Origin of the sequence: Nostoc sp., assembly GCF_036917655.1 — a bacterium.
Classification (GTDB): Bacteria; Cyanobacteriota; Cyanobacteriia; order Cyanobacteriales; family Nostocaceae; genus Nostoc.
Genome location: NZ_JBALCY010000029.1, coordinates 21,734 through 44,202, shown reverse-complemented (window position 1 = coordinate 44,202; position 22,469 = coordinate 21,734). Strand labels below are relative to the sequence as shown.

Below are 22,469 nucleotides of genomic sequence, written 5' to 3'. Positions count from 1 at the left end.
TAATTAACGGATTCCCAAAAGATAGCTAATAGCTTGAATCACGCTCAAATAGAAATTACCTTCTCTTTCGCGGAATAGTTCAAAAGCAGAACCAGGTGTGCCAAAAAACGGTCTGAGAGTCCAGCCTAACTGACTGCCTACGAAAGCGTAAAGAAATAGCCAAAATTGTAAAATTTTCTGGCGTGTCTTGCTACCTTCATTATCTTGTTCTAAAACTAAACTCGTGGCTTGATATAAAGACGAAACACCAATAAATCCAGTCAGTGCAAAAATGAATACATTTAACAGAATTAAAAATTGGTAGTTATTCGTGGTAATTAAGAAAAACAATGTGATTGGTGCAAAGCTAAATAAAAGTACGCTCGTGACTGAAACCGCAGTCAATACTAATGCTAAATGCTGTGCAAAAGTCCGCTTAGAACCAAAAATAATATTAGCAAAGAACAACGTCGGGATACAAATCAAAAGTGTGATTAAATAAAGGGCTGGGAGTTTAATGGCGGAAGACAAAGCTTGCATCCAACTATGGTATGCACCAATAATTCCGCCATAAGCAGCGAGAAATAAAGAACTGCAAACCAGCAGAGAAATGATTTTAGTTGGTAATCTTGTACCTTGGCGAACTTCTTCTAAAAAACCTGGGCGATCGCGCAGAAAACCAATCAGCACCGCAAAGTATTTTATTCCTAAAGATTTCCGTTCAATCATGTTCTCCTCACAGAGGTAAAATTCTAAGTTTCATCTGAGTAATCACCGCCAGAACCATACTTCCAGGCATCAATCAAACGATGCCAATAATATTGTTGTTCATTTGGTTGATTCTTAATCCATGTTTCTAGCATTGGACTCAACCAAAACAAGGCAGTATATACACCTAAGTTCCCGTAATGCACCATCCAATCTAACAAACTTCCTAAACCTACTTGCGGAATTATCTTGGCAACTAATCCTGGATGGGATAAACCAGTTTTTAATAGTGTTTGCGTTAGTGCCGAAAACTGCACTATATCTTGTAAAAATGGTTTTAGCACTGGTGTACCCAACTGTTGCATTTCCTGAAATACCGTCGAGAGTAGTTGGTTAATTTGATCGGGCGCAATTTTCTGATTTATACCAACACTCATCGCCCTTTGAAACAACCAAGTAACAGTCAAACTTGGCTGATAGGGTTGCAGCAGTGCTAACCCTTTTGCAGATAATTGTTCAGTTTCCAGCGCTTCGTAAATGCCAAATGTTAAACGCTTCAGGTGACGCACCATTGCCCCAAAACCACCAAAACTCAAGGGAGATTGACTACCACTACTATCTCCCACTGGTAGAATGCGACTCCAAGGGGTTTTGAGGGGACTTTGGCGATAGGTGGGAAAGAAACCAAATAGCGCTCGTTGAAATTTCAGCTTGCTCAATTCCACTCCCTGATATTCTGGTAAAAGACGCAGATATTCCTCAAATAGAGCTTCTAAACTCAAACGTTGGGGATGTGCATCTATGTAGGTAAACAAGTAAGTGGTTCTGCCATCCCTGGCTGGGAACGCTTCCCAAAAATACTGACATTGATTCTGCAAAGATGTGAATGATAACAATAAATCGCCTGAGTTATTTTCTGGAAATCCTTGGGCGCAACTTCCTACCACCAAGCACAGGGCGTCTGGTTTTTTGCCTTGGCGGGCTTGTTGGGTAATGGGTGAAAGATGTCCCATCGCGTCGATTAATAACCGAGTTTTGAATTGATTATTTACCATCACCCCATCTGGATGAACCACCGCTTCGGTAAAGGGTGTGTTTTCTAACAACTTTCCACCAGCAGCGAGAAATCGGGTTTTCAAGGTAGCTAGTAGATAAACTGGATCGACGCCGATATTCAAAACATCCTCTACCCAAACTTCTGTACCGCCATCAAAACTAACTCGTGCTGGGTTATATTTAGTGGCGATCGCACTTGATAATTCTTCCTCTGTTAGCAAGTTCAATTCCACAAACACATCTAATTCTTTGCGAGAAATATTCCACTCTTGTTCCCTCCCCCGCAAAATACCCCGTTCCATCAACGCCACCCGCAGTCCCTTCACTGTTAAGGCGCAACCAATTAAAATGCCTAAAGTGCCACCGCAGATAACTACATCGAAGTCTACGCCGCCTAAAGGCTGTTGACTTTCTTTAACTAACGTTGGTACTGGTGCAGAGTTTTCTCGCAGAGATGTGAGGATGCGATCGCCTTGACGCAACCCTGCTAAAACGTCGCCGGGTAATTGGGAAAGAATTTCTTCAGTTAAAGACATTTTGGAAAAATTCAACTCTACATTCCAAAACTACCTGAGAATGAAGAAAGTAGATACGGTAATCCCCGCGCCTTAGCTAGGGCGCTGCAAAGATTAGAAGCCTCAGCAAAGCAGATGCCTTTAAATGCCAATCCAGCATTTGAGCCGTTATTAATTATCAATTCCATCTCTGGACAGTTTCTGCGTAACTTATTCTCCAGTCACCCTGCTACAGAAGTGCGAGTTGCAGCATTGCTGAAATTAGAGCAACAACTGCCAACAAAAGCTTATTAAATTTTTGTCATTAGTCATTTGCTAAATCACCAATGACTAATGATTATCAGTATAGGGCGCTCAAGCTGAGACTGATTGGGCAGGTACTCTCACGCCTGAAACATATTTGAAAGCTGTGCGTCAAGCACGGGAATTAATTGAAGGGAGGAAACTCAAAGAACGCGATCGCTTAGAAAACTCTTGGGCGGTAATTCAGGACGAAGCTGAGAGAAACTGGCACTTAATGATGAATGATGTAGTAGACATCAGCTTTCGTTTGCAAAAGGCAGCTAAAGTTCCTTGGGAAGCGTTCAATAACCCTTACTCTCGTTAAATAGCGCAGATAAATGTAGGGGATCACATCTGTGCATGGGTGTCAACTTAAGGTGATATCGGCGGTTAGAAACCGCGTTTACACGAGGCTTTACCCGCCTTTGCGGGTTACAAAAACTCAATTTTTTCTTAGTCCGCGGAGGCGGACGAGAGTTTGTGTAGACGCGAATTCCATTCGCCCTGGCTCTGCTTGAAAGCAGGGGCTTGCGCTCAATGATTTTCGGTGACGGATAAGATAAAGAAGTAACATAGCTCCTCACACAAGTAGCAATGACTTCAACCCTGCGGAAATTTCCTCGTCTTAATACCCCAACCCTGCATCAGTTGCCCAATGGTTTGACAATCATCGCGGAGCAGATGCCAGTTGAAGCTGTAAACCTCAACGTATGGATTAAAGTTGGTTCAGCGGTAGAATCTGATGCCATTAACGGCATGGCTCACTTTTTAGAGCATATGATTTTTAAGGGAACAGAACGACTGGCTAGCGGCGAGTTTGAACGGCGAATTGAAGAACGGGGTGCTGTTACCAATGCCGCTACTAGTCAAGACTATACTCATTACTATATAACCACTGCGCCCAAAGATTTTGCCGATCTGGCTCCACTACAAATAGATGTAGTATCTAATGCTAGTATTCCTGATGATGCTTTTGAACGGGAGCGATTAGTAGTTTTAGAAGAAATTAGGCGTTCAGAAGATAATCCCCAGCGGCGGATATTTCGACGGGCGATGGAGACAGCGTTTACCGAGCTACCTTATCGCCGTGCGGTATTGGGGCCAGAATCGGTGATTGCCGAACTTAAACCCCAGCAAATGCGGGATTTTCATGCTAATTGGTATCAACCCCAGTCAATTACTGCTGTAGCTGTGGGCAATTTGCCTGTGGAAGAATTAATTGCGATCGTTGCTGAAGGATTTACAAAAGCCACTAAAACTCCCCACTCTCAAACACAGACGCGATTAATCGCGTCTCTACCAAATCCCCACTCCCCATTAAATCCTGAGTCACCATTTACAGAAATTGTCCGTCAAGAATTTATAGATGAAAGTCTCCAGCAAGCAAGGCTAGTGATGGTTTGGCGGGTTCCAGGAATGACGCAGTTAGATCGCACCTATGGACTGGATGTTTTAGCAGGAATTTTGGGACATGGACGAACATCAAGACTGGTGAGGGATTTACGAGAAGAACGGGGATTGGTTTCTTCAATTTCTGTGAGCAACATGAGTAATGAGCTGCAAGGGATATTTTATATTTCAGCTAAATGTGCAGTAGAAAATTTAGCAGAAGTAGAGGATGCGATCGCTCAACACATTCGCAAAGTCCAAACCGAGTTGGTAACAGACTCAGAAATTGCCCGTGTGCGGCGACGAGTAGCGAACAGATTTATATTTGGTAATGAAACACCAAGCGATCGCTCTGGGTTGTATGGTTATTATCAATCTTTGGTGGGAGATTTAGAACCCGCCTTTAACTACCCAGATTATATTCAGAGTCAAGATGCAACTGACTTGATGCAAGCTGCCAAAGAGTATCTTTCTCCAGATGCTTATGGTGTTGTTGTCGTCAAGCCGTAAATTAAAAATTGGGCATGGGGAAGACGAGAATAACTAATACCCAATGTCCAGTTACTAATCCAAAATCCAAAATCTAAAATCCAAAATTGCATGATGTGGACTCAAATCGATGCTCATATTAGCCAGGTGACGGGCGAAAAATTTCAGAGTCAGCAACGGCGATCTGTTGGTGGCGGGTGCATCAACCAAGTTTATGCTGTTTCCAATGGTGAGATAACCTACTTCGTCAAGCTTAATCAAGCATCCCAAGTTGCGATGTTTGAGGCTGAGGCATTGGGTTTAAAGGAAATGTTAGCAACAGCTAGTATTCGCGTCCCAAAACCTCTAAGCTGGGGTGTAGCTGAGAATTCTAGTTACATCGTGCTGGAATGGTTAGAACTTGGTAACGGTAACAGCAATTCTTCTCTACGAGACGCTCTGCGATGGGAAGAGATGGGGCGCAAGTTAGCGGCGATGCATCAAGCTAGCAGTAGTGAAGGTTTTGGTTGGAAAATAAACAATACCATTGGTTCAACGCCCCAAATCAATACTTGGACAGCAGACTGGGCAGAATTTTATATTAAACATCGCCTGGGTTATCAATTTCAGTTGGCAAGGCGACGGGGAGGAAATTTTCCTCAGCAAGAAAAATTACTCGCAGCTATCCCTGAACTCTTAGCAAATCGCCAGGTGCAACCTTCTTTAGTACATGGCGATTTATGGGGCGGAAATGCTGGGTGTACAGTGTCAGGAGAACCCGTGATTTTTGATCCAGCAACTTATTTTGGCGATCGCGAAGTTGATATTGCCATGACAGAATTGTTTGGTGGGTTTCCCGCAGCCTTTTACAAAGGTTACAAGGAAGTCTTTCCTTTAGATCCAGGCTATGAGCAGAGAAAAACGCTCTATAACCTATATCATATTTTGAATCACTTCAATTTATTTGGGGGCGGTTATGCTTCCCAGGCGAACCGGATGATTGACCAGATTTTGCGCTAAGTACAACATTTCATTATTCATAGCAAATTAAATTTGGCAATACCCTGCAATGCCAATGCATCAGGATGCATTGTTAATGCGTCGGCTTGCATTGTTAATGCGTCGGCTTGCCTTGTTAATGCGTCGGTTTGCCTTGTTAATGCGTCGGTTTGCCTTGTTAATGCGTTCCCCCGCATTAAAAACGCTACGCTTTTACGCAAAACTGTATTAAGTACACGATTGCAGAAACACAGGAACACCCGATTGGTTGATTCACTGCTGCAAATCATCACCTCCCTCACTCTGAAAGAACGCCTTAATAGGTAACAAAAAATACGAGGGTGGTTATTGCTTGGAAACTGATGCTACCTTAAAGCCACCATTTGATTTACCATCACCGCCAATGTCAGCATCCCCAAAATCGTCATTAATCCCGCCGGCATAAACTTGCGTGTTTTAGCCAGTCGAAATGCAAAGACTACCACTAAAACACCAGTAACTAACACTGCTAAAATCGAACCCCAGGTTTGCCCTTGGAGTTGAAAGTAAGCCGCAAGTATTAGTAATAAACCGCTAATGCTACCACTTAACAGTGAAACCCTACTTCTAGCTTGAATGTAGCCAATAATGCCACCAACAATCGCTAATATGCCGTAAGCAAAAGCAGCAATTATACTTAAATTCATTGTTAAAACCTATGTAGACTTTGACTTTACTGCCAGGGTCAGCAGACAATCTACCATAGCTATTTAGCTATACCACACAGTTTATTGATGGATAATCAAGCGATGCCAATGACAAATACTTCCTCATATACAAAAGTTCAATATCTCCAGCGCCAAGCAGCCTCACTTTTACTGTACCAATCTGTTCTGCAAGGCAAAGTGGGGATGGCATTTCTGGAACTATTGCAAGCTATACGTTACACTGAGGCCGATGCACGGGGTTGTCTCCAAGCTTACGGCAGTTACTTCCACGCTTTAGCTGCTAAAAATCAAAACTGGGAAGACTATTTAATTACTCAACTTCTTTTCTCTGAGAATCCTTTTACAAGGCTGGCCCAAGTACGAGAATTTGAGGATTTGCCCCCGGCTTTAGTAGCAGCAGTTCAGCATGATTTACAAGTATTGCAAAGCCTCTATGAATGTAGCAGTGCTTCTTTGAGCGAGTGGATACAAGGCGTAGCTCATATGCCGATTTCGCCAGTAGTGTGGTATAAAGAGCAAGAATTGGTAGGAGTAGAGACAAAGTTCGCTACATATCTACAAGAGTTAGATAATTGGGGTGATGCTGTAGAAGAATTAGCGGCTTATTATCGGCAATATGGCTCTGGTTTATTTGCAGAATATCGCGCTTTACGCTGGCAAGCTGGACAGTTTATCGGTATTCGGTATTCTGACCCAGTTAAGCTGAGTGCGCTTGTAGGTTACGAGTCTCAAAGAGATGCTTTGCTGAAAAATACAGAGTTTTTATTAGCAGGAGAGATGGCACTGCATGTATTACTTTACGGTAGTCGCGGTTCTGGCAAATCTTCTTTGGTGAAATCTTTATTGAATGAATATAGTAATCGCAGCCTCCGCTTGTTGGAAGTGACAAAATCTGACTTAAAAGACTTACCAGAAATTGTGGAACATTTACGGGGAGTGTCACAAAAATTTATCATCTTTGTCGATGATCTTTCCTTTGAAGAAGATGATGATGCCTTTAAAGCCCTCAAGGTAGTTTTAGAAGGGAATTTAACTGCGCGGCCTCAAAATGTAGTTGTTTACGCTACTTCTAATCGCCGCCACTTAATTCGGGAGTTTTTTGTGGATAGACCTGCCCCCAAGGATAACGAGGAAATCCATGCCTGGGATACGATGCAGGAGAAGCTTTCGTTTAGCGATCGCTTTGGTTTAACCTTGACCTTTGAACCAGCCAATCAGAAAACTTATTTAAAGATTGTACAACATCTAGCCGCACAAGCTGAAATTAATATTACCCAAGAAGATTTGGAATTTCAAGCATTACAATGGACGACTCGCCATAATGGTCGTTCTGGACGCACAGCACGGCAGTTTGTTGATTTTTTAAAAGCAGATTTAACACTTTTTCATGCAAATAACAATACATCCAACACCTAGCATTAAAATTAATTCATTGATAATTGCACTTTTTTCTGACTTACAAAACAATGTTATGCACCAGTAACTAAAAATAGAGATTTCAGAACGACCATGATACCAAAGTTAGGAAAAATGTCTTATTTCACCAAACAGAACAACAGATTGGAACCCTTTTTTAGGAAGTATTTTTATCTGTGTGTTCTAATTACGAATTCCGAATTATAAATTAGTATGAGAGCTACTTATTCTGATAATTTAACTACGCTAAAAACCAGCAATATGCAATCAGTAATGATCAGCAATCGATTTATACTAGTGATAGTTGCCTTTAGTGTGAGTTTTGGACTTAGCCTTGTCCCAAGCTGGGATTTTAATAAAGCCTTTCTCACAGGTGTAATTACTGCCGTTACTATCTATGGAGCAGCATTATTCGTAGATAAGCGACGCAGAAATTATGAAATGTTTGTTTTAGGTTCTCTCCGCAAGCGAATTAAAGAAATGGAGGGATTGAAGGCTCGTGTTGTCAGAGAAATAAACCAAATTGAAGAACATCATAATTTATTATATGTAGAGTCACAACAACTGCAAAATCAAGTTACAGAAAGCCGTAACCAAAGGGATAGTTTACATCGAGAATTAAGAACATTTGCCGGACAAAAAAAGCAGTTAGAAACCGAAATTAATAGCCTGCAAACTGAAATTAATAACTTGCAGAAAAATCAAGCGGAATTGAACAATGCTTTTTCTGTCCTCACAGCAGAGAAGCGCCGTCTAGAGTCGAATTGTAATGTATCTCGCACTGAAATCACCCATTTGCAAAGTCAAATTTCCGAACTCAAGCAGGATAAACAAGAAGTTGAAAGCAATTTAACTCTTTTAGGCAGACTCAAACCCCAATTAGAAGAAAAACTATACGAGCTGCGAATTGCAATTCAAGAGCTAGAAGTTGAGACAACCCAAAAAAATCAATTACTGGTAGCGACAAAAACCGAAAGAGAAAATATCCAAGCTATCCTGAATTCTTCACAAACCCAACTAGCAGAACAAAAAGCCGAATTACAGCAGTTGCAAGGGCAAATTTCATTATTACAAGAAGAACGAGATTCATTACAAAATCAAGTATGGGAATTACTCCAACAATTAGAAACATTCAATCCAGAACCTGGCTCTGATAATTCTCAAGAAGATGATACTGAATTGTTTCCTTTTTCTGAAATAATGGAAACTACAGCAATCATAGATACTTCAGAAGTTGATACATCAGAGAATATACCTGAAGAATGGACTAACTTTTTAGAAAATCTCCCAGGATACGAACTAGAAGTATTAAAAGCTATAATCGAACAAGATAATCCCAAGGCTACTATTAAAAAAATTGCCGAAGCAAACATCACTATGCCGAATCTATTAATCGATTCTATAAATGAACGGGGCAATGATACTATTGGTGAATTAATAATTAACTCAGATTCGGAAAGTCCAGAAGTTTACCCTGAGCATATTACCCATGTAAAAAAAATGATTGCAATGCATGAAAGTCTTATGGCCAAACATGCTTCGTCAAACTAAAATATTATTGCTGTCGTAAGATTAGTACTAAGGTGAATATGTACCTTACCTATTTACTGCGTGTTTCTGCGTTTAAAATAAAGTGAAGTGTAATACATGGCAAAGCTCAAAATCTCGAAAAAAATCTCCACTGCTTTAATCAATTCCCTTGGTGCGGGGGTAGTACCAAGAGTGGGAGTTGAATATATAGCAGTAGGCCGAGAAAAAGAACTTAAAAGCCTATTACAAAATCTCGATGATATTGCAGAAGGTGTAGCAGCATTTCGCTTCATAATTGGTAACTACGGTTCTGGGAAAAGTTTTTTATTGCAACTAATTCGCAACCGGGCTATGGAGCAAGGTTTTGTAGTAGCTGATGCTGATTTATCTTCTGAACGCCGATTAGCTGGAAGCAACCATGAAGGTGTAGCCACCTATCGAGAATTAATGAGCCACCTAGCTACAAAAACTCGTCCTGATGGTGGTGCTTTAGTCTCGATTTTAGAGGGGTGGATTAATAAAATTCAACAAGAAGTGGTGAAAGAAACTGAAATGCGTCCCAATGACGATGGTTTTGATGACCAAGTTGAATCGAAAATTAGGGAAGTAGTTCAGTATATTGAAGACTTAGTTCACGGTTTTGATTTTGGTAGCGTGATTATCGCTTATTGGCGTGGCTACCGATTGGATGATGATAATTTAAAAAATGCGGCAATGCGCTGGTTGCGTGGAGAATTTACTACTAAAGTTGAGGCGAAAGCAGCTTTAGGAGTGCGGGTAATTATTGATGATGATAGTTGGTATGACTATATCAAACTGTTTGCTAAATTTGTAGTTGAAATTGGCTATAAAGGACTGTTAATTATACTTGATGAAGCCGTACATTTATATCAAATATCTACTACGGTCACGCGGGAAAAGAACTATAATCGACTCCTCGCAATGTTTAACGATACCATGCAATGTAAAGCAGAACATCTTGGTATTGTCGTTGGTGGAACAACTAAATTTTTAGAAGACCCCAAACGGGGACTTTTTGCAGACCAAGCTTGGCAAAGACGCACAAAAGAAAGTCGTTTTGTTGCACAATCTGGCGTTCAGGAATATTTGGGGCCAGTGATTCGGCTAAATCCGTTGAGTGAAGCAGAAATTTTGACGCTTCTGCAACGTTTAGCTGAGATTCATGCACTCAATTTTGGGTATGAACAGACTTTGACAAATCGTGAGTTGAAGGATTTTGTGCAAGAAATTATTAATCGCTTGGGTGCAGAAGCATTACTGACACCAGGGGAAATTGTGCGAGATTTTATGAGTGTGCTGAATATTCTTCACCAAAATCCAGGAATTGCGTTTGCTGAATTAATTCATGGCTCTAAATTTAAACCTACTGCGATGGGTAAAGATGCAAATGTGGATGAGGATAATGCAGCAGAATTTAGTTTGTGATTAATAATGAAGACACTGAGCCAGAAGAATAGCAGATTGAAAAACCTTCTTTAGAATATTATTTAACTCTTCAGTTTTCTGTAACACTTTGCAAAGTTGGTAAGCTCTTCCACATTTAACTTGAGAGGGTTAACACGATTAAAGTCTGGCAACTCGATGGTACTTTGCTGAGAACTCTGGCGACTCATATCGTCATCTGGATGATGCCATTTCAAATACTAATGAGTAAATCTCTGACAAAAGTCTAAATCTATCATCAAATTCATCTGCTTTTAGGATTGGTTAAAATAGCTTTTGGTTGATTAGCATTAAATAGAGAAGCAGACAACAGAATAATCGGCTTGTTTGTTTGGTTTTCTGCATAATGAACCATTCCGGCAGATTCAACTAAAGAATCTCCAACTGTAAGTTGTATAGTTTTCTCTTTTTGAAGAATCAATTCTGTGCCGTTAGCTTTCGTTACTTTAGCTTCTCCTTCCACAACAGTATAAGTTAAAGTTCCCGCCTCTACTCGTTCAATCTGCATTCCCGGATGAGTATGAGTAGGGAGTTTTGTTCTTGGTGCGATGGTATACCGTACAAGCTCAAGAATCTGCAAATGATCTTGAGTAGGATAACCACTCGCTAAAACTTCACGGGTAACAGATTTAGTGTAAGTATTGGGTGAGGAGATTCCTTGGCTCTTAACAACTACACTGCCAAAAGCTAGGATAGCTAAGGGGAGAATCAGAGACAGTTTTCTCATATTAAAAGTTTTTTGTTTGGGCAATACCTTTAATTAAATCATTTTGTGTTCTCGAATTAAATACGAGAACAATGCTCCTTAGGATGAGTTAAACCGTGCAGATGGTGCTCTGATCGAGAATTAAACTCACTGCGTTGTTTACCGCAGCAGGCATCGCAATAACTGAAGCTGTCGTTACCTCAGCTTCGGTTGTGGTTATGAACATGAATTTTTGTAAGAAATCTATTGCAAAGGAGTAGCGATCGCCTCAAATTGCTGCCAACATAGGTACAATGCCCGCGGGACGTGAAAACATCCTTTCCATTTGCCACCTTTAAGGTTCAACAATACTTCTCCACGCCGATTCAGATAGCCAAACCACTCACCGTATTCTGAATCAGCAAAATGTGACCAGGCATAATCGTGCATCTTTTGATACCATTCCCAACACACCTCACGCCCGGTCAGGCGATAGGCCATCGCTAATGCAACCAAAGACTCTAGGTGAACCCACCACAGCTTTTGATCCCATTCCAATTGTTGTGGAGGATGACCGTCTGCATCCATAAAGTAATACAATCCGCCATACTCGCTATCCCAAGCAAAATTCAGGATATTTAGCACCACATCAACGGCTTGGTTAATAGTTTTAGTATCGTTTTGGCGACGGGCGATGTCCATGATAAACCACATAGCTTCGATACCGTGACCTGGGTTAATCAGCCGTCCCTCAAAACAATTTATGTGGGAACCGTCAGGGGCAACATTTTCGTACATTAGTCCCCGTTCTTGGTCGAGAAAATCGGTCATCACTTCGCGGACAGTCTCGGCTAGGACATTCTCTAGTGTTTCCTTTGGCAGCAGCCATTCCATTTCTAGAGTCAAGTTGGCTAAAATCATCGGTACAGCCAATGATTTCATCGCGCGTGTGCCGGGATAGGTTTTATTATATTTGCCCTTCGGGTTATCTTTGCGGCGTAACACGTTGTTGTAAGCCTCCATTGCCATATCCTTTGCCCATTCTTCACCCCCAGCGAGTGCATATTGACTAAATGCCATTGCTGCAAAGCAATCAGAAAAAATATTGTAAGGCTCAACCAGTGGTTTCCCTTCACGGGTGAGGGCAAAGTACCAGTTCCCATCACTATCTCTGCCGTGTTGGGCGAGAAAATTAGCGCCATTGCTGGCGATTTTTAACCAGTTTTCGCGTTTTTCTAGCTGGTTGTAAAGCATGGAAAAAGTCCACACTTGGCGGTTTTGCAGCCAGATGAATTTGTCTGTATCATAAATTTTGCCGTAGCGATCGAGGCAGGTGAAATAGCCGCCTTGCTGCCAATCGAGAGAATATTTTTCCCAAAATGGGAGGACATCGTTGAGGAGAGCGTTTTTGTAAAGTTCAGCGAGCGCTTGAAAATTATACTCCATAAATTTCCTCCCCTTTTGTGCTAAAACCAACAGCTTAACAGTTATCACATTTTGGCTCGAATATGGAGCGTAGGCGTAGCCCGTCGTAGACATCACGTCAGTCTCTTACAAGATTTAGTCAGCAGCAGGTATACTTCTATCTTGTATCTTGCACCATTCTCAATAACCGTAGGGGAGCCAGTGAGGTTGTTATGAGTCAGATTGAACGAGTTGCGATCGTTGGAGGAAACCACGGTAATGAGTTAACAGGAGTACATCTAGTCAAAAGGTTTCAGCAGTATCCAAATTTAATCAACAGAGTAAGTTTTGAAACTCTGGCATTACTTGGCAATCTCAAAGCTATTGAAGAAGGCAAACGATATATTGACAAGGATTTAAATCGTTGCTTCACCAATCAAGGCTTACAAAATCCCCAACTCTCAAGTTATGAAGATACGCGGGCAAAAGCAATCCAACAAATACTGCAACCGCAAAATCAGCCCTTTGTAGATGTAATTGTTGATTTGCACAGCACAACTGCCAACATGGGGTTAAGTCTGATTTTTTGTGATCTGCATCCTTTATTACTTCGGTTAGGCGCTTATTTAAGTTCTATCAATCCGATGGTAAAGGTTTTTGTTAATCAGCAATCTAGAGAAGGTGGTTTTCTCCGTTCTTTGTGCGAATTGGGTTTTGTTATAGAAGTTGGTGCTGTGGCTCAGAATATCTTAAACGCCGAATTGTTTCAGCAAACAGAGCAGCTTATTTATGCAATTTTGGATTATTTTGAAGGGTGCAACCAAGGTAATATTCCGCAGACAAGCAGCACGCTTACATTCTATCAATACATTGGGACTATCGATTATCCTAGAAGCGATCGCCAAGAGATTCTAGCGATGATTCACCCCCAGCTTCAGTTTCGGGATTATGAACCTCTGAATCCAGGTGATCCAATGTTTCTGACTTTTGAAGGAAAAGATATTTTCTATGAGGGAGAGTCTACTGTTTATCCTATTTTTATTAATGAAGCAGCTTACTACGAGAAAGGAATTGCGATGTATCTAACTCAAAAGCGGGAAGAGATAGTTTAATTTATTCGCGCTTCTAACCTTTGCTGGGTTATATTGAGTGGCGATCGCACTTGCTAATTCCTCCTCTGTTAGCAAGTTCAATTCCACAAATACATCTAATTCTTTACCAGAGATATTCCACTCTTGATCCCTCCCCCGCAAAATTCCCCGTTCCATCAACGCCACCCGCAGCCCCTTCACCGCCAAGGCGCAACCAATTAAAATGCCTAAAGTGCCACCGCAGATAACTACATCGAAGTCTACGACGCCTAAAGGCTGTTGACTTTCTTTAACTAACGTTGGGATAGGTGCGGTATTTTATCGCACAGTGTGAGGATGCGATCGCCTTGGTGCAATCCTCCTAAAACATCGCCGGGTAATTGGGAAATAATTTCTTCAGTTAAAGACATTTTGGAAAAACTAAACTCTACATTCCAAAACTACCTGAGAATGAAGAAAGTAGCTCAATCAAAAAACCTCTCCCTGGTTTTACTACGCAAAACCGTCCCTCTCCGAGTCGGAGAGGGACAGACTTGAACTAAAGTTCAAGACAGGGAGAGGTTTGTTGAACTCACGTTACAGCAGTTTTCATCTATTTGAACCACATCTGTCGTAGGGGCGCAAGGCCTTGCGCCCCTACCGCGTGGTCTATTTACCTGAAAATAGCTGTAAATTATCCCAAACCGAATAGTTTTGCGATCGCAGGCAATAATTTATTACCCGCTTCTACCACCGAGGCAACAGCAGGTAAGCCAGAAAATATCCCTTTCAACATGGTGATTGCATTTTTTGCCGTTTTTTGCTTGGTCGATTCTTGAGGACTTTTACCTGCTTCTGCTAAAGCTTGTATCTGTATTAATGCATCAGCTTTGTCTGTTTCTGGCAAATCTGCCGACTCTGAAATGCAAGAGTGCAACTGTGTCAACAGTTCTTTAATTCCCGGTTTCTCGGCATCCGGTGAATCAGGTAACTGAGTGAGGGCAATACTCACATTACCGCTGATGGTTCCCAGATTAGCAACAGAACTATTGCCAGCGATACCGCTGACATTACTGCTGCCTTGAATGCTGATGCCGCTGATATCAGACATGATGGTATTTCCTTGTGTATAAGATTTAGGCTGCCCAAGTGCAGTATTTACCATAATTTCTAAATTACGAATGCGCTTGTCTTTTTCTACCAGCAATAATTGCTGACTCTGCGATAAAGCTTTGAGTTGATTATAATCATCAAAATATTCTGCACTCAATTGAGATTTATCGCTACCGGGTGCGGTTTTGGCTCTGAGTAAAAATTTATCATTGCCGTGTTTCTCCATTGCGACGATTTCTAACTCGGCTTCGGGATGTTTTTCGGCAAGGTTTTTGAAAGCAATGGCAACAGCGCGGGGGTCAACGCCTTGATTATGGTAAAGGTCGAGGGTATCAAAAATTGGCTGGATAAAGTCGGCAAAGTCTCCGTCTGCAAATACCTCTTGATTATTATCAGGTTTGCGGAGGGGGTCAGGGTCTTCTTTGGTGGGTAAGCGCATGAAGACATATTCACACCTCACCCCATGCAACTTAGTTGTATTTGTAATGCCCCAATCTTCAATGTAGGTGCCAGTGAGTGTTGCACCTGTTAAATCTGTGCCGTCTAATTGCGTTTGCTTCAGCTTTGCTCTTGACAAATCAGCATCCTGCAAATTAGCTTCACTGAGATCAGCGCCAATAAAGCTGGCATCTGCTAGGTTAGCTTCTTTTAAGTTGATACCTCGTAGGTTTTGATGGTCAAAGTTTTTGTCCTGTCCCTGTCCTGTAGTTAGCAGTTGACGTACTTGTGAGTTTTGCAGATAAGTCAAACCAGGACGAACACGGTCAAGCATTTTAGCTTGATGCCAACAGCTACAGATAAGGATAGTGTTTCGGAAATCTGTACTTTTGAGCGTAGCTTGGGTGAAATCAGCACCTGTTAAGTCAGCGTAACGAAAACTTGTACCTCCTGTTGCAGCAAAGGTAACAGCGATATTACGAATCAAGGAGTGCTTTTCGTCTCCTTTCATGTCTCGCCAACTAATGTAGATGCTAAGTAACGTTCCAGCTCCGGCAAAGGCTCCGGCGAAGCCAAAGGCTCCGGCGAAGGCGAAGGCGAAGGCGACGGCGACGGTGACGGCAACGGCGAAGGCGACGGCTCCGGCTCTGGCTCCGGCGATGGCGTAGGCGAGGGCGAGGGCGTAGGTTCCGGCTCCGGCTCCGGCTCCGGCTCCAGCAAAGGCGATGGCGACGGCTCCGGCGACTCCGAATGCGGCGACTCCGAAGGCTGCGGCGACTCCGAAGGCTGCGGCGATGGCGTAGGCGAAGGTTCCGGCGATGGCTTGTAAACCAGCTGCTACTCCTTGGCGAATTGTGACCAAGAAAAAGACAATTAATACGATTAGGACAGTACAGCCAGCAATCTGCTTCTCTAAGCTGGAAGTATCAAATATTAGTGACACAAAATAACCGTTTAAAGCCCATAAAAATCCTGAAAATACCGACCACAGCCACGAGACAAAGACTAGGAAAATTGCCCAACGGCGTTGCAGTCCAGCTTTGGCATGGCTGAAGTTTGCACCTGTTAAATTAGCATTAGTGAAGTTTGCCCCTCGGATGTCGGCATAGCTAAAGTTTGCACCCGCAAGGTCTTGTCTACCTTTGAAGTTGCGTCCTCGGAGATTTTGACCGGAGAAGTCTAAAGCCATGTTGCACTTTACAGAGGTGAGCAAATTTTACTACACGCTCACCCCTGTAAATTCAGGAAAAGTTAGATATTTTTCATTAATGGAGTTCAAAGACTCATTCACGAGTATCAAAGACTCGTTAACGGAGTTCAAAGACTCATTCACAAGTATCAAAGACTCGTTGACGGAGTTCAAAGACTCGTTCACGAGTATCAAAGACTCGTTGACGGAGTTCAAAGACTCATTCACGAGTATCAAAGACTCGTTGACGGAGTTCAAAGACTCATTCACGAGTATCAAAGACTCGTTGACGGAGTTAAAAGACTCGTTCACGAGTATCAAAGACTCGTTAACAGAGTAAATCTTAAGTAGGGTGCGTTATGGCTTCACTCTAGATAATTTAGATTATGCGTATTGTGCCTGTCCCATTGCAGACGGCACAAATTTTCTTTCTAACCTTCCCCATCTCCCAACATTTGAGGCACGTAAAAAGGCTTGCTCTAATTGCCTCCTTATTACTGCAATATCATGTCCGCCAAATTACCCATAATAAAAGAACCTTTCCCCACAGTCTTACAGTGTACACACAAGTCGAATTACCCCCCTTAATCCCCCCTTGGAAAGGGGGGAAACAAGAGATTCTCATTCCCTCCCCTTTACAAGGGGAGGGTTAGGGTGGGGTAATTCGAGGACTGGTAGTGATTCGATAACTTGTGTGTACACCGTAGCTAATCTTCGCGAGGGAAACAAGATTTCTAGTTCCCTCCCCAATCTTCGGCGGGGAAAATAAGATTTCTAGTTCCCTCCCCTTGACAAGGGGAGGGTTAGGGTGGGGTAAAACTGACGCTAAAACCTCAGTTAATCAGTTCTTGGGGTTTAATAACTAATCAAGCGGACATAATATAAATACTCACCCCGCCAGCCGATACATAATCACTTTTCCTTTCCAGTTTTCTTCCACAAATACCAAATACTCACCATTGGAACGCCGAAAAGCGCGGATACCATAGGGTATATCAATCCAGCCACTTTCGCTGCCAACTTCTGGGCCTGGTTTTAACTGTTGTACTTGCGCTCCCGTCTTGGCATTGTAGACATATACCTCTGCGGTTTTAACTGTCACGGCAAATACATGATCTCCCGCCACACTCATCGCAGCTGTAGAGACTTCACGTTTGCCTGTGGTGTCGTAAGGAATCACAATCCGCCAACGGGGAGTCCGATTTCCTTGACTCCAATTGTCAAAACGGGCAATCTCAGAACCAACAACTCCAGCATCGTCACCGAATGCAGGGTGATCTACTGTGAAGCCTGACAAATACATAGTATCTGTTTCGGGGAAATATTCCAGGCGCCGCAAGTCGTTAAATATGTTGGGAGTAGTTTGCTTCTGCATCAAACTATAGTTGTAGATGGGGTTGCCTTTAGCATCTATTCCCTGTAAAGGATAGTGGCGAATGCCATCTTGGGTTCGCAAAGCTTTCCAAACATCTCCTTTGCTGTCTACCCACCATCCGCCGATATAGGGATAATCTTTGCTGGTATCATATTCGTTCTTTTCAAATTTGCCATTACCGTTGCGATCGCGCCAGATCCATTCGCCTTTTTCTGGTTGATGCGGTGGCCAATTCCCGGTGAGAAATGGTTTATCGGCGCTATTGGTACCGACAAACATTCCGGCTGGGATGGCAATTTTGCCATCTGTGGCTGGATTAAAACGATATATTTGCAGAAAGCTGTTATACATATCCGTGAGGTACAAAAACGGCTTTCCTTGGATACGACGAACAAAGGTTCCATCTGGTGATGTATGCAGACGGGGATCTTGAGGATATTTGAAACCATTTAAAGTGTAGGCTTTGTAAGTCCATTGCTTACCAGCAGGCTTACTGTAGTCCATGAGATAGTGTTCTTGTTTGGTGAATAAATCTCCACCATCAGTTTTAGGATCAGCATCTGCATTATCGACGAATATCAATCCCAGCGATCGCCACATTAGTTTTCCCGATGGCGAAAATTTCCGCAAATCTGTTCCTGATTTGTTGAAACCATCACTATTTATATAGATATTACCTGAAGCATCTGTACCGACTCCGGTAAGTCCATAAAGTTTCAAATCTCGAACTTCACCAGCAACTCCTGCATAGATACCGCCTTTACAGCCGAAACTACCCACCTGCACGGGCTGATCTTTGATGTCATAAATCAACATTTGCTGACGCGGGCCATTTTCTGCCACTAACAGCTTACCTTGATGATCAACTGCGATCGCTGTTGGTTCGACGATATCTGCAATCTGTTGGGGCAATTGCTTTCCACTTTGGGAATAATGGAGAATCTTGGCAGGATTACTACCATTTTTGCTTTGAATAATCCACAGATTTTTTTGTGGATCAACTGCGATCGCTCCCGGATTAGCAACGGTAAAGCTGCGGAGTTCCTTCATCGTATCAGGATCATAGACACGAATGCGGTTAGCAGCAAAATCACTCACATACAACTCGCTTTCCACAGTTGCTAATCCAGTGATTTCACTTTTAGTGCTGGTAATCAACATACTTTTATCCCAGCCCCGCCCTTCAGGAAACGGCGCAGGTTTTCCCGACAAGTCATAGCGTCTAACGCAATGCCAAGTTGTTCCTTCTGGTGGGTAATCTTCATTTGTTTTGCCCCTCGAACCCTGAGTCATGGCAATGTAAATATATTTACTATTTGCTGTTACAGCTTTGCCACCACCACGACTCCAGCCGTGAGTATCCCCAATAGCACCAATAACTTTACCATCCTTATATATGGCTGCCTCCATTCCCGCCTCATCCCAATGACTGTTGGTATAAACTGTGCCATCAGGGGCAACATACATTGCCTCAATATTGTTTTGTACCCGCAGATTTCCACTGCCAAAAGTATTACCTATCCACGATGTTTTGTAGGTAAGTGTGGGTGTTCCAGTTGTCGCCCAGTCTGTTGTAATTCCAATGGTGATAACAATTACTCCAACAGTCAAACTGAGTAAAAAGTTGAAAGTTTTACTTCTTTGTAAATATCTAATCTTAGATAATTTTTTGATGTGCTGATTGAGCTGGTGACGGAGTTTTCCTAACTGCGTCAGTAATTTATTTCTCATATAAATTTTAAGCTTTTAATTATTTATATACAACCACTATTTCTAAAATCCGCACAAAATCTAACTATTTTCAAATGGATAAGATACAAGTTATGTAGGGACACGACATCTGATGAGATATCAATAACAAACAATCTAGATGAGGAAATTGCTGTTTACATAAACTTTATCAAAATAACATGGTTATTTAAAAATTAAGCTAATATTTGAAAAAAGATTAGTTAAGGTATTATATCATGTCCGGGTAATTAGTTACGATTAAACTCCAATTTGAATCCACCAATGAAAACCAGTTAATCCTTGAATCAAATCTTGCTGTTGGAGCAGAGATTGGCATCGCTCAAATAAAACTTCCTCCAAATCATCAAGAGTTGCAAACGATTGATTGGCGATTGGTTCATCTACTATTGTCCACAATCTTTCTGCGGGCTGTAATTCGGGTGAATGAGATGGTAAAAATGTTAAATGTAACCCTTCAGGAATTTTTAAATCATGACTAATATGCCACCCGGCTTGGTCAACAGCTAGAAGAATATGTTTTTTAGCACCTAATTCAAATTCACGAGCAAAATCTGCTAAAACCTGACTAAAAAGTTCGGTATTGACGTATGGGAGAATCCACCAATATGTTTCGCCTGTTTTGGGATGTACAAATGCATATAACCATAACCATTTAAATCTCCAGTTGACATTGGCGATTGGTGTTTCTCCCTCAGGTACATACACTCGTCGCAGAATTGGCTTGAGTCCCAAGCGGTGTTCATCTTCACACCAAAGTTCGATTTCAGCCTCTGGATGCCTAGCTTGGAGTTCCTCAACGTCTGTAGCTAGTTTTTTTTCCAGGCTTCTTGCTCAAAAAAATCACTTTCAGTGTGACATGGGCGAGGTACTCGAAGCCTAAAAGTCATCTGGCGCAATATTTCCCATCCTCTCTGGCGGGTGATGCGTTTTCCAGTTACAGATGTCAGCCAATCTGCGACTTTGCGACCATTCCATAGTCCTCCGTCTGGGGCACTTGCTTGTAAAACCTGCCATAAGTGCGCTTGTTCAATATCCTCAATTAATGGCTTTGAACCTTGATTTTGGCATCGGCGATCGCCAATGCCAGAAATACCCAATTCGTTATACCTTTTAACTAATGCGTATATCCATGTTCTGCTGTAGCCTGTGATTTCCTCAACTTCCTCTGTTTTTTTCCCTTGTGCCAGTAACCATATAATTTGATACTGACGGCTTTCTATTCCATCTTTAGCTTGACGATAAAGGTGTTCTAATTCAGAAATATTTGAATGCTCCGCTATACTTATCCGCCTTGGCATAAATCATATTTTCGCTCTCTGCTTTTATCATAAGTGATTAGACGGACATGATATTAATGGTTACTTTGTTTCAAAGAAAAATAGTAGTAATTAATACAAAATCAATTTGAAAATTCTTGATATATAATGGCTTATCCCTTTCCCCATCTAGCATTCACCTTTCTTGATTGGTAAGTATCATATTTGTCATAGTCGGTGTTATCTGGTTAATAAAAACACAGATTTTAATTGCTTGTTGACGTGGACATATAAATAGTTTATAAATTGGTGTTCTACAAAAAAACTCTTATTCGTAATGTGTATTTGTAAATTCTAGTAATTCAGGCTGGGATACAACACGCAGTAGGGGCAATTCATGAATTGCCTCTACTGTTTTAATATATTTATAGGAGACACATTGATGGAAGGTAATAAAGAAAGAAGCTTTGGTTCATCATCTGCATCTATTCTCACCCTTGGTTTAGGCTGGTTTCCCAAAAGTCCCGGAGGATTAGAAAGGTATATTTATGAATTAACTCATAAATTAGCAGCAAATAAAGACCAAGTTGAATTATGTGGAGTTGGTCTACCAGAGGCTGAACTAAATTCGCCGGTTAAGCTGACTAATTTGGCTTCTGTTGATAGTGCTATTTGGCAAAGATTATGGTCGATTCGTACTAATTTCCAAAAAACAAGAACAAGCAAACCAGATGCTATTAATCTGCACTTTGCATTATATAGCTTTCCGATTTTAGATATTTTACCAAAGCGAGTACCAGTTACTTTTAACTTTCATGGCCCTTGGGCTTCGGAGAGTCAGCAGGAAGTTGTTAATAAAAATCTCAGTCTTTTAATCAAACACTGGCTAATAGAACAAAACACTTATAATCGCTGCGATCGCTTCATTGTTTTGAGCAAAGCATTTGGTAAAATTCTACATGATAAATATCAAGTACCGTGGAGTAAAATTAATATTATTCCTGGTGGAGTTGATATTAACTGGTTTCAACCAAATTTATCACCCCAGGAGGCTTGTACAAAGCTAGGCTGGCCAAATAATCGCCGGATAATATTTACATCCCGCCGCTTAGTACATCGAACGGGAGTTGACAAATTATTGCAGGCACTAGCTATAATTAAGCCCAGAATACCAGATGTTTGGCTAGCGATCGCAGGTCGTGGTCACATCCAAGCTGCACTACAACAACAGGCTACAGAATTAGGACTAGACGACAACGTTAAATTTTTAGGTTTTCTCCCTGATGAGCAATTACCTATAGCTTACCAAGCTGCTGAATTGACTGTTATGCCTAGTCAATCTTTTGAAGGATTTGGATTAGTAATTATCGAGTCTCTAGCCTGTGGTACTCCAGTTTTGTGTACCCCAGTTGGGGGAATGCCAGAAATTTTATCAGAATTTTCACCCGATTTAATTACTACTTCCACCGAAGCCTCAGCTATTGCTGAAAAATTAGAGCAAGTGCTTTTGGGAAATATCCCCATACCATCACGCGAAGCCTGTCGCCAGTACGCCACCACACACTATGACTGGAATCAAATTGCCCAAAAAGTACGGAATGTTTTATTAGCTTAAACAAGTGAATCTAATAAATAGACTTCTTGTAGAAATCAAAAATTAAGAACCCCACCCCG

15 protein-coding genes and 4 pseudogenes are annotated in these 22,469 nt (G+C 41.7%); 9 read left to right on the top strand and 10 right to left on the bottom strand.

The genetic code is table 11. From position 1 onward, the window contains the following. Positions 1-3: 3 nt before the first annotated feature. Complete coding sequence (locus V7K30_RS12425; RefSeq protein WP_334999489.1) at positions 4-708, bottom strand: actin-binding WH2 domain-containing protein; 705 nt, start codon at positions 706-708, stop codon at positions 4-6. A 23-nt stretch (positions 709-731) separates the two neighbouring features. Next, the gene (locus V7K30_RS12420) at positions 732-2,279 is read right to left on the bottom strand and encodes an FAD-binding oxidoreductase (RefSeq protein ID WP_334999486.1); all 1,548 of its coding nucleotides are present in this window, start codon (positions 2,277-2,279) and stop codon (positions 732-734) included. A 57-nt stretch (positions 2,280-2,336) separates the two neighbouring features. Between V7K30_RS12420 and V7K30_RS12415 the strand changes: the two are divergent. The 4 genes and pseudogenes from V7K30_RS12415 to V7K30_RS12400 all read left to right on the top strand — a co-directional run. Continuing rightward, positions 2,337-2,552 (top strand): annotated as a pseudogene (locus V7K30_RS12415) (protease HtpX); the annotation flags it as partial. 58 nt (positions 2,553-2,610) lie between these two features. Beyond that, a pseudogene (locus V7K30_RS12410) lies at positions 2,611-2,865 on the top strand (hypothetical protein); the annotation flags it as partial. 269 nt (positions 2,866-3,134) lie between these two features. Beyond that, the gene (locus tag V7K30_RS12405; protein WP_334999484.1) at positions 3,135-4,439 is read left to right on the top strand and encodes a M16 family metallopeptidase; all 1,305 of its coding nucleotides are present in this window, start codon (positions 3,135-3,137) and stop codon (positions 4,437-4,439) included. 93 nt (positions 4,440-4,532) lie between these two features. Continuing rightward, positions 4,533-5,417 (top strand): fructosamine kinase family protein, encoded by an 885-nt coding sequence (locus V7K30_RS12400; RefSeq protein WP_334999752.1) that lies wholly within the window; start codon positions 4,533-4,535, stop codon positions 5,415-5,417. Between the two features lie 17 nt (positions 5,418-5,434). Here V7K30_RS12400 and V7K30_RS12395 read toward each other — a convergent pair whose 3' ends face one another. Both V7K30_RS12395 and V7K30_RS12390 read right to left on the bottom strand, forming a co-directional pair. Then, positions 5,435-5,686 carry a hypothetical protein gene (locus V7K30_RS12395; RefSeq protein WP_334999482.1) on the bottom strand — a complete coding sequence of 84 codons (252 nt, stop codon included), beginning with the start codon at positions 5,684-5,686 and terminating at the stop codon, positions 5,435-5,437. A gap of 75 nt (positions 5,687-5,761) precedes the next feature. Then, entirely contained in the window at positions 5,762-6,082 is a 321-nt protein-coding gene (locus V7K30_RS12390) for a TMEM14 family protein (RefSeq protein ID WP_334999480.1), read from the bottom strand. Positions 6,083-6,169: 87 nt separating this feature from the next. Here V7K30_RS12390 and V7K30_RS12385 point away from each other — a divergent pair, with 87 nt between their 5' ends. From V7K30_RS12385 to V7K30_RS12375, 3 genes are all read left to right on the top strand, one after another. Beyond that, positions 6,170-7,519, top strand: a complete 1,350-nt coding sequence (locus V7K30_RS12385) for an ATP-binding protein (RefSeq protein ID WP_334999478.1) — start codon at positions 6,170-6,172, stop codon at positions 7,517-7,519. Positions 7,520-7,780: 261 nt separating this feature from the next. Then, positions 7,781-9,070, top strand: a complete 1,290-nt coding sequence (locus V7K30_RS12380; protein WP_334999476.1) for a tellurite resistance TerB C-terminal domain-containing protein — start codon at positions 7,781-7,783, stop codon at positions 9,068-9,070. A 96-nt stretch (positions 9,071-9,166) separates the two neighbouring features. After that, positions 9,167-10,495: an ATP-binding protein gene (locus V7K30_RS12375; protein ID WP_334999474.1), complete on the top strand. Its 1,329-nt coding sequence runs from the start codon at positions 9,167-9,169 to the stop codon at positions 10,493-10,495. Between the two features lie 262 nt (positions 10,496-10,757). On the opposite strand, the gene V7K30_RS12370 is transcribed toward V7K30_RS12375, so the two are convergent. Together V7K30_RS12370 and V7K30_RS12365 are read right to left on the bottom strand one after the other, a co-directional pair. Beyond that, positions 10,758-11,240 (bottom strand): cupin domain-containing protein, encoded by a 483-nt coding sequence (locus V7K30_RS12370; protein ID WP_334999472.1) that lies wholly within the window; start codon positions 11,238-11,240, stop codon positions 10,758-10,760. Between the two features lie 222 nt (positions 11,241-11,462). Continuing rightward, entirely contained in the window at positions 11,463-12,644 is a 1,182-nt protein-coding gene (locus V7K30_RS12365) for an AGE family epimerase/isomerase (RefSeq protein ID WP_334999470.1), read from the bottom strand. A 191-nt stretch (positions 12,645-12,835) separates the two neighbouring features. On the opposite strand from V7K30_RS12365, the gene V7K30_RS12360 reads away from it, so the two are divergent. Next, the gene (locus V7K30_RS12360; protein WP_334999468.1) at positions 12,836-13,714 is read left to right on the top strand and encodes an aspartoacylase; all 879 of its coding nucleotides are present in this window, start codon (positions 12,836-12,838) and stop codon (positions 13,712-13,714) included. Positions 13,715-13,729: 15 nt separating this feature from the next. Here V7K30_RS12360 and V7K30_RS12355 read toward each other — a convergent pair. From V7K30_RS12355 to V7K30_RS12340, 4 genes and pseudogenes are all read right to left on the bottom strand, one after another. After that, a pseudogene (locus V7K30_RS12355) lies at positions 13,730-14,103 on the bottom strand (FAD-binding oxidoreductase); the annotation flags it as partial. Between the two features lie 263 nt (positions 14,104-14,366). After that, complete coding sequence (locus V7K30_RS12350; RefSeq protein WP_334999466.1) at positions 14,367-16,412, bottom strand: pentapeptide repeat-containing protein; 2,046 nt, start codon at positions 16,410-16,412, stop codon at positions 14,367-14,369. An 889-nt stretch (positions 16,413-17,301) separates the two neighbouring features. Continuing rightward, positions 17,302-19,518 carry a hypothetical protein gene (locus V7K30_RS12345; RefSeq protein ID WP_334999464.1) on the bottom strand — a complete coding sequence of 739 codons (2,217 nt, stop codon included), beginning with the start codon at positions 19,516-19,518 and terminating at the stop codon, positions 17,302-17,304. Between the two features lie 258 nt (positions 19,519-19,776). Beyond that, positions 19,777-20,837 (bottom strand): annotated as a pseudogene (locus V7K30_RS12340) (IS630 family transposase). A 400-nt stretch (positions 20,838-21,237) separates the two neighbouring features. On the opposite strand from V7K30_RS12340, the gene V7K30_RS12335 reads away from it, so the two are divergent. Next, the gene (locus V7K30_RS12335) at positions 21,238-22,410 is read left to right on the top strand and encodes a glycosyltransferase family 4 protein (RefSeq protein ID WP_334999462.1); all 1,173 of its coding nucleotides are present in this window, start codon (positions 21,238-21,240) and stop codon (positions 22,408-22,410) included. Positions 22,411-22,469 lie beyond the last annotated feature (59 nt).

Excerpts from the sequence above, each read along its gene's own strand:
- V7K30_RS12425 (WP_334999489.1), bottom strand. The coding sequence starts at position 708 with ATGATTGAACGGAAATCTTTAGGAATAAAATACTTTGCGGTGCTGATT.
- V7K30_RS12420 (WP_334999486.1), bottom strand. The coding sequence starts at position 2,279 with ATGTCTTTAACTGAAGAAATTCTTTCCCAATTACCCGGCGACGTTTTA.
- V7K30_RS12405 (WP_334999484.1), top strand. The coding sequence starts at position 3,135 with ATGACTTCAACCCTGCGGAAATTTCCTCGTCTTAATACCCCAACCCTG.
- V7K30_RS12400 (WP_334999752.1), top strand. The coding sequence starts at position 4,533 with ATGTGGACTCAAATCGATGCTCATATTAGCCAGGTGACGGGCGAAAAA.
- V7K30_RS12395 (WP_334999482.1), bottom strand. The coding sequence starts at position 5,686 with ATGATTTGCAGCAGTGAATCAACCAATCGGGTGTTCCTGTGTTTCTGC.
- V7K30_RS12390 (WP_334999480.1), bottom strand. The coding sequence starts at position 6,082 with ATGAATTTAAGTATAATTGCTGCTTTTGCTTACGGCATATTAGCGATT.
- V7K30_RS12385 (WP_334999478.1), top strand. The coding sequence starts at position 6,170 with ATGGATAATCAAGCGATGCCAATGACAAATACTTCCTCATATACAAAA.
- V7K30_RS12380 (WP_334999476.1), top strand. The coding sequence starts at position 7,781 with ATGCAATCAGTAATGATCAGCAATCGATTTATACTAGTGATAGTTGCC.
- V7K30_RS12375 (WP_334999474.1), top strand. The coding sequence starts at position 9,167 with ATGGCAAAGCTCAAAATCTCGAAAAAAATCTCCACTGCTTTAATCAAT.
- V7K30_RS12370 (WP_334999472.1), bottom strand. The coding sequence starts at position 11,240 with ATGAGAAAACTGTCTCTGATTCTCCCCTTAGCTATCCTAGCTTTTGGC.
- V7K30_RS12365 (WP_334999470.1), bottom strand. The coding sequence starts at position 12,644 with ATGGAGTATAATTTTCAAGCGCTCGCTGAACTTTACAAAAACGCTCTC.
- V7K30_RS12360 (WP_334999468.1), top strand. The coding sequence starts at position 12,836 with ATGAGTCAGATTGAACGAGTTGCGATCGTTGGAGGAAACCACGGTAAT.
- V7K30_RS12350 (WP_334999466.1), bottom strand. The coding sequence starts at position 16,412 with ATGGCTTTAGACTTCTCCGGTCAAAATCTCCGAGGACGCAACTTCAAA.
- V7K30_RS12345 (WP_334999464.1), bottom strand. The coding sequence starts at position 19,518 with ATGAGAAATAAATTACTGACGCAGTTAGGAAAACTCCGTCACCAGCTC.
- V7K30_RS12335 (WP_334999462.1), top strand. The coding sequence starts at position 21,238 with ATGGAAGGTAATAAAGAAAGAAGCTTTGGTTCATCATCTGCATCTATT.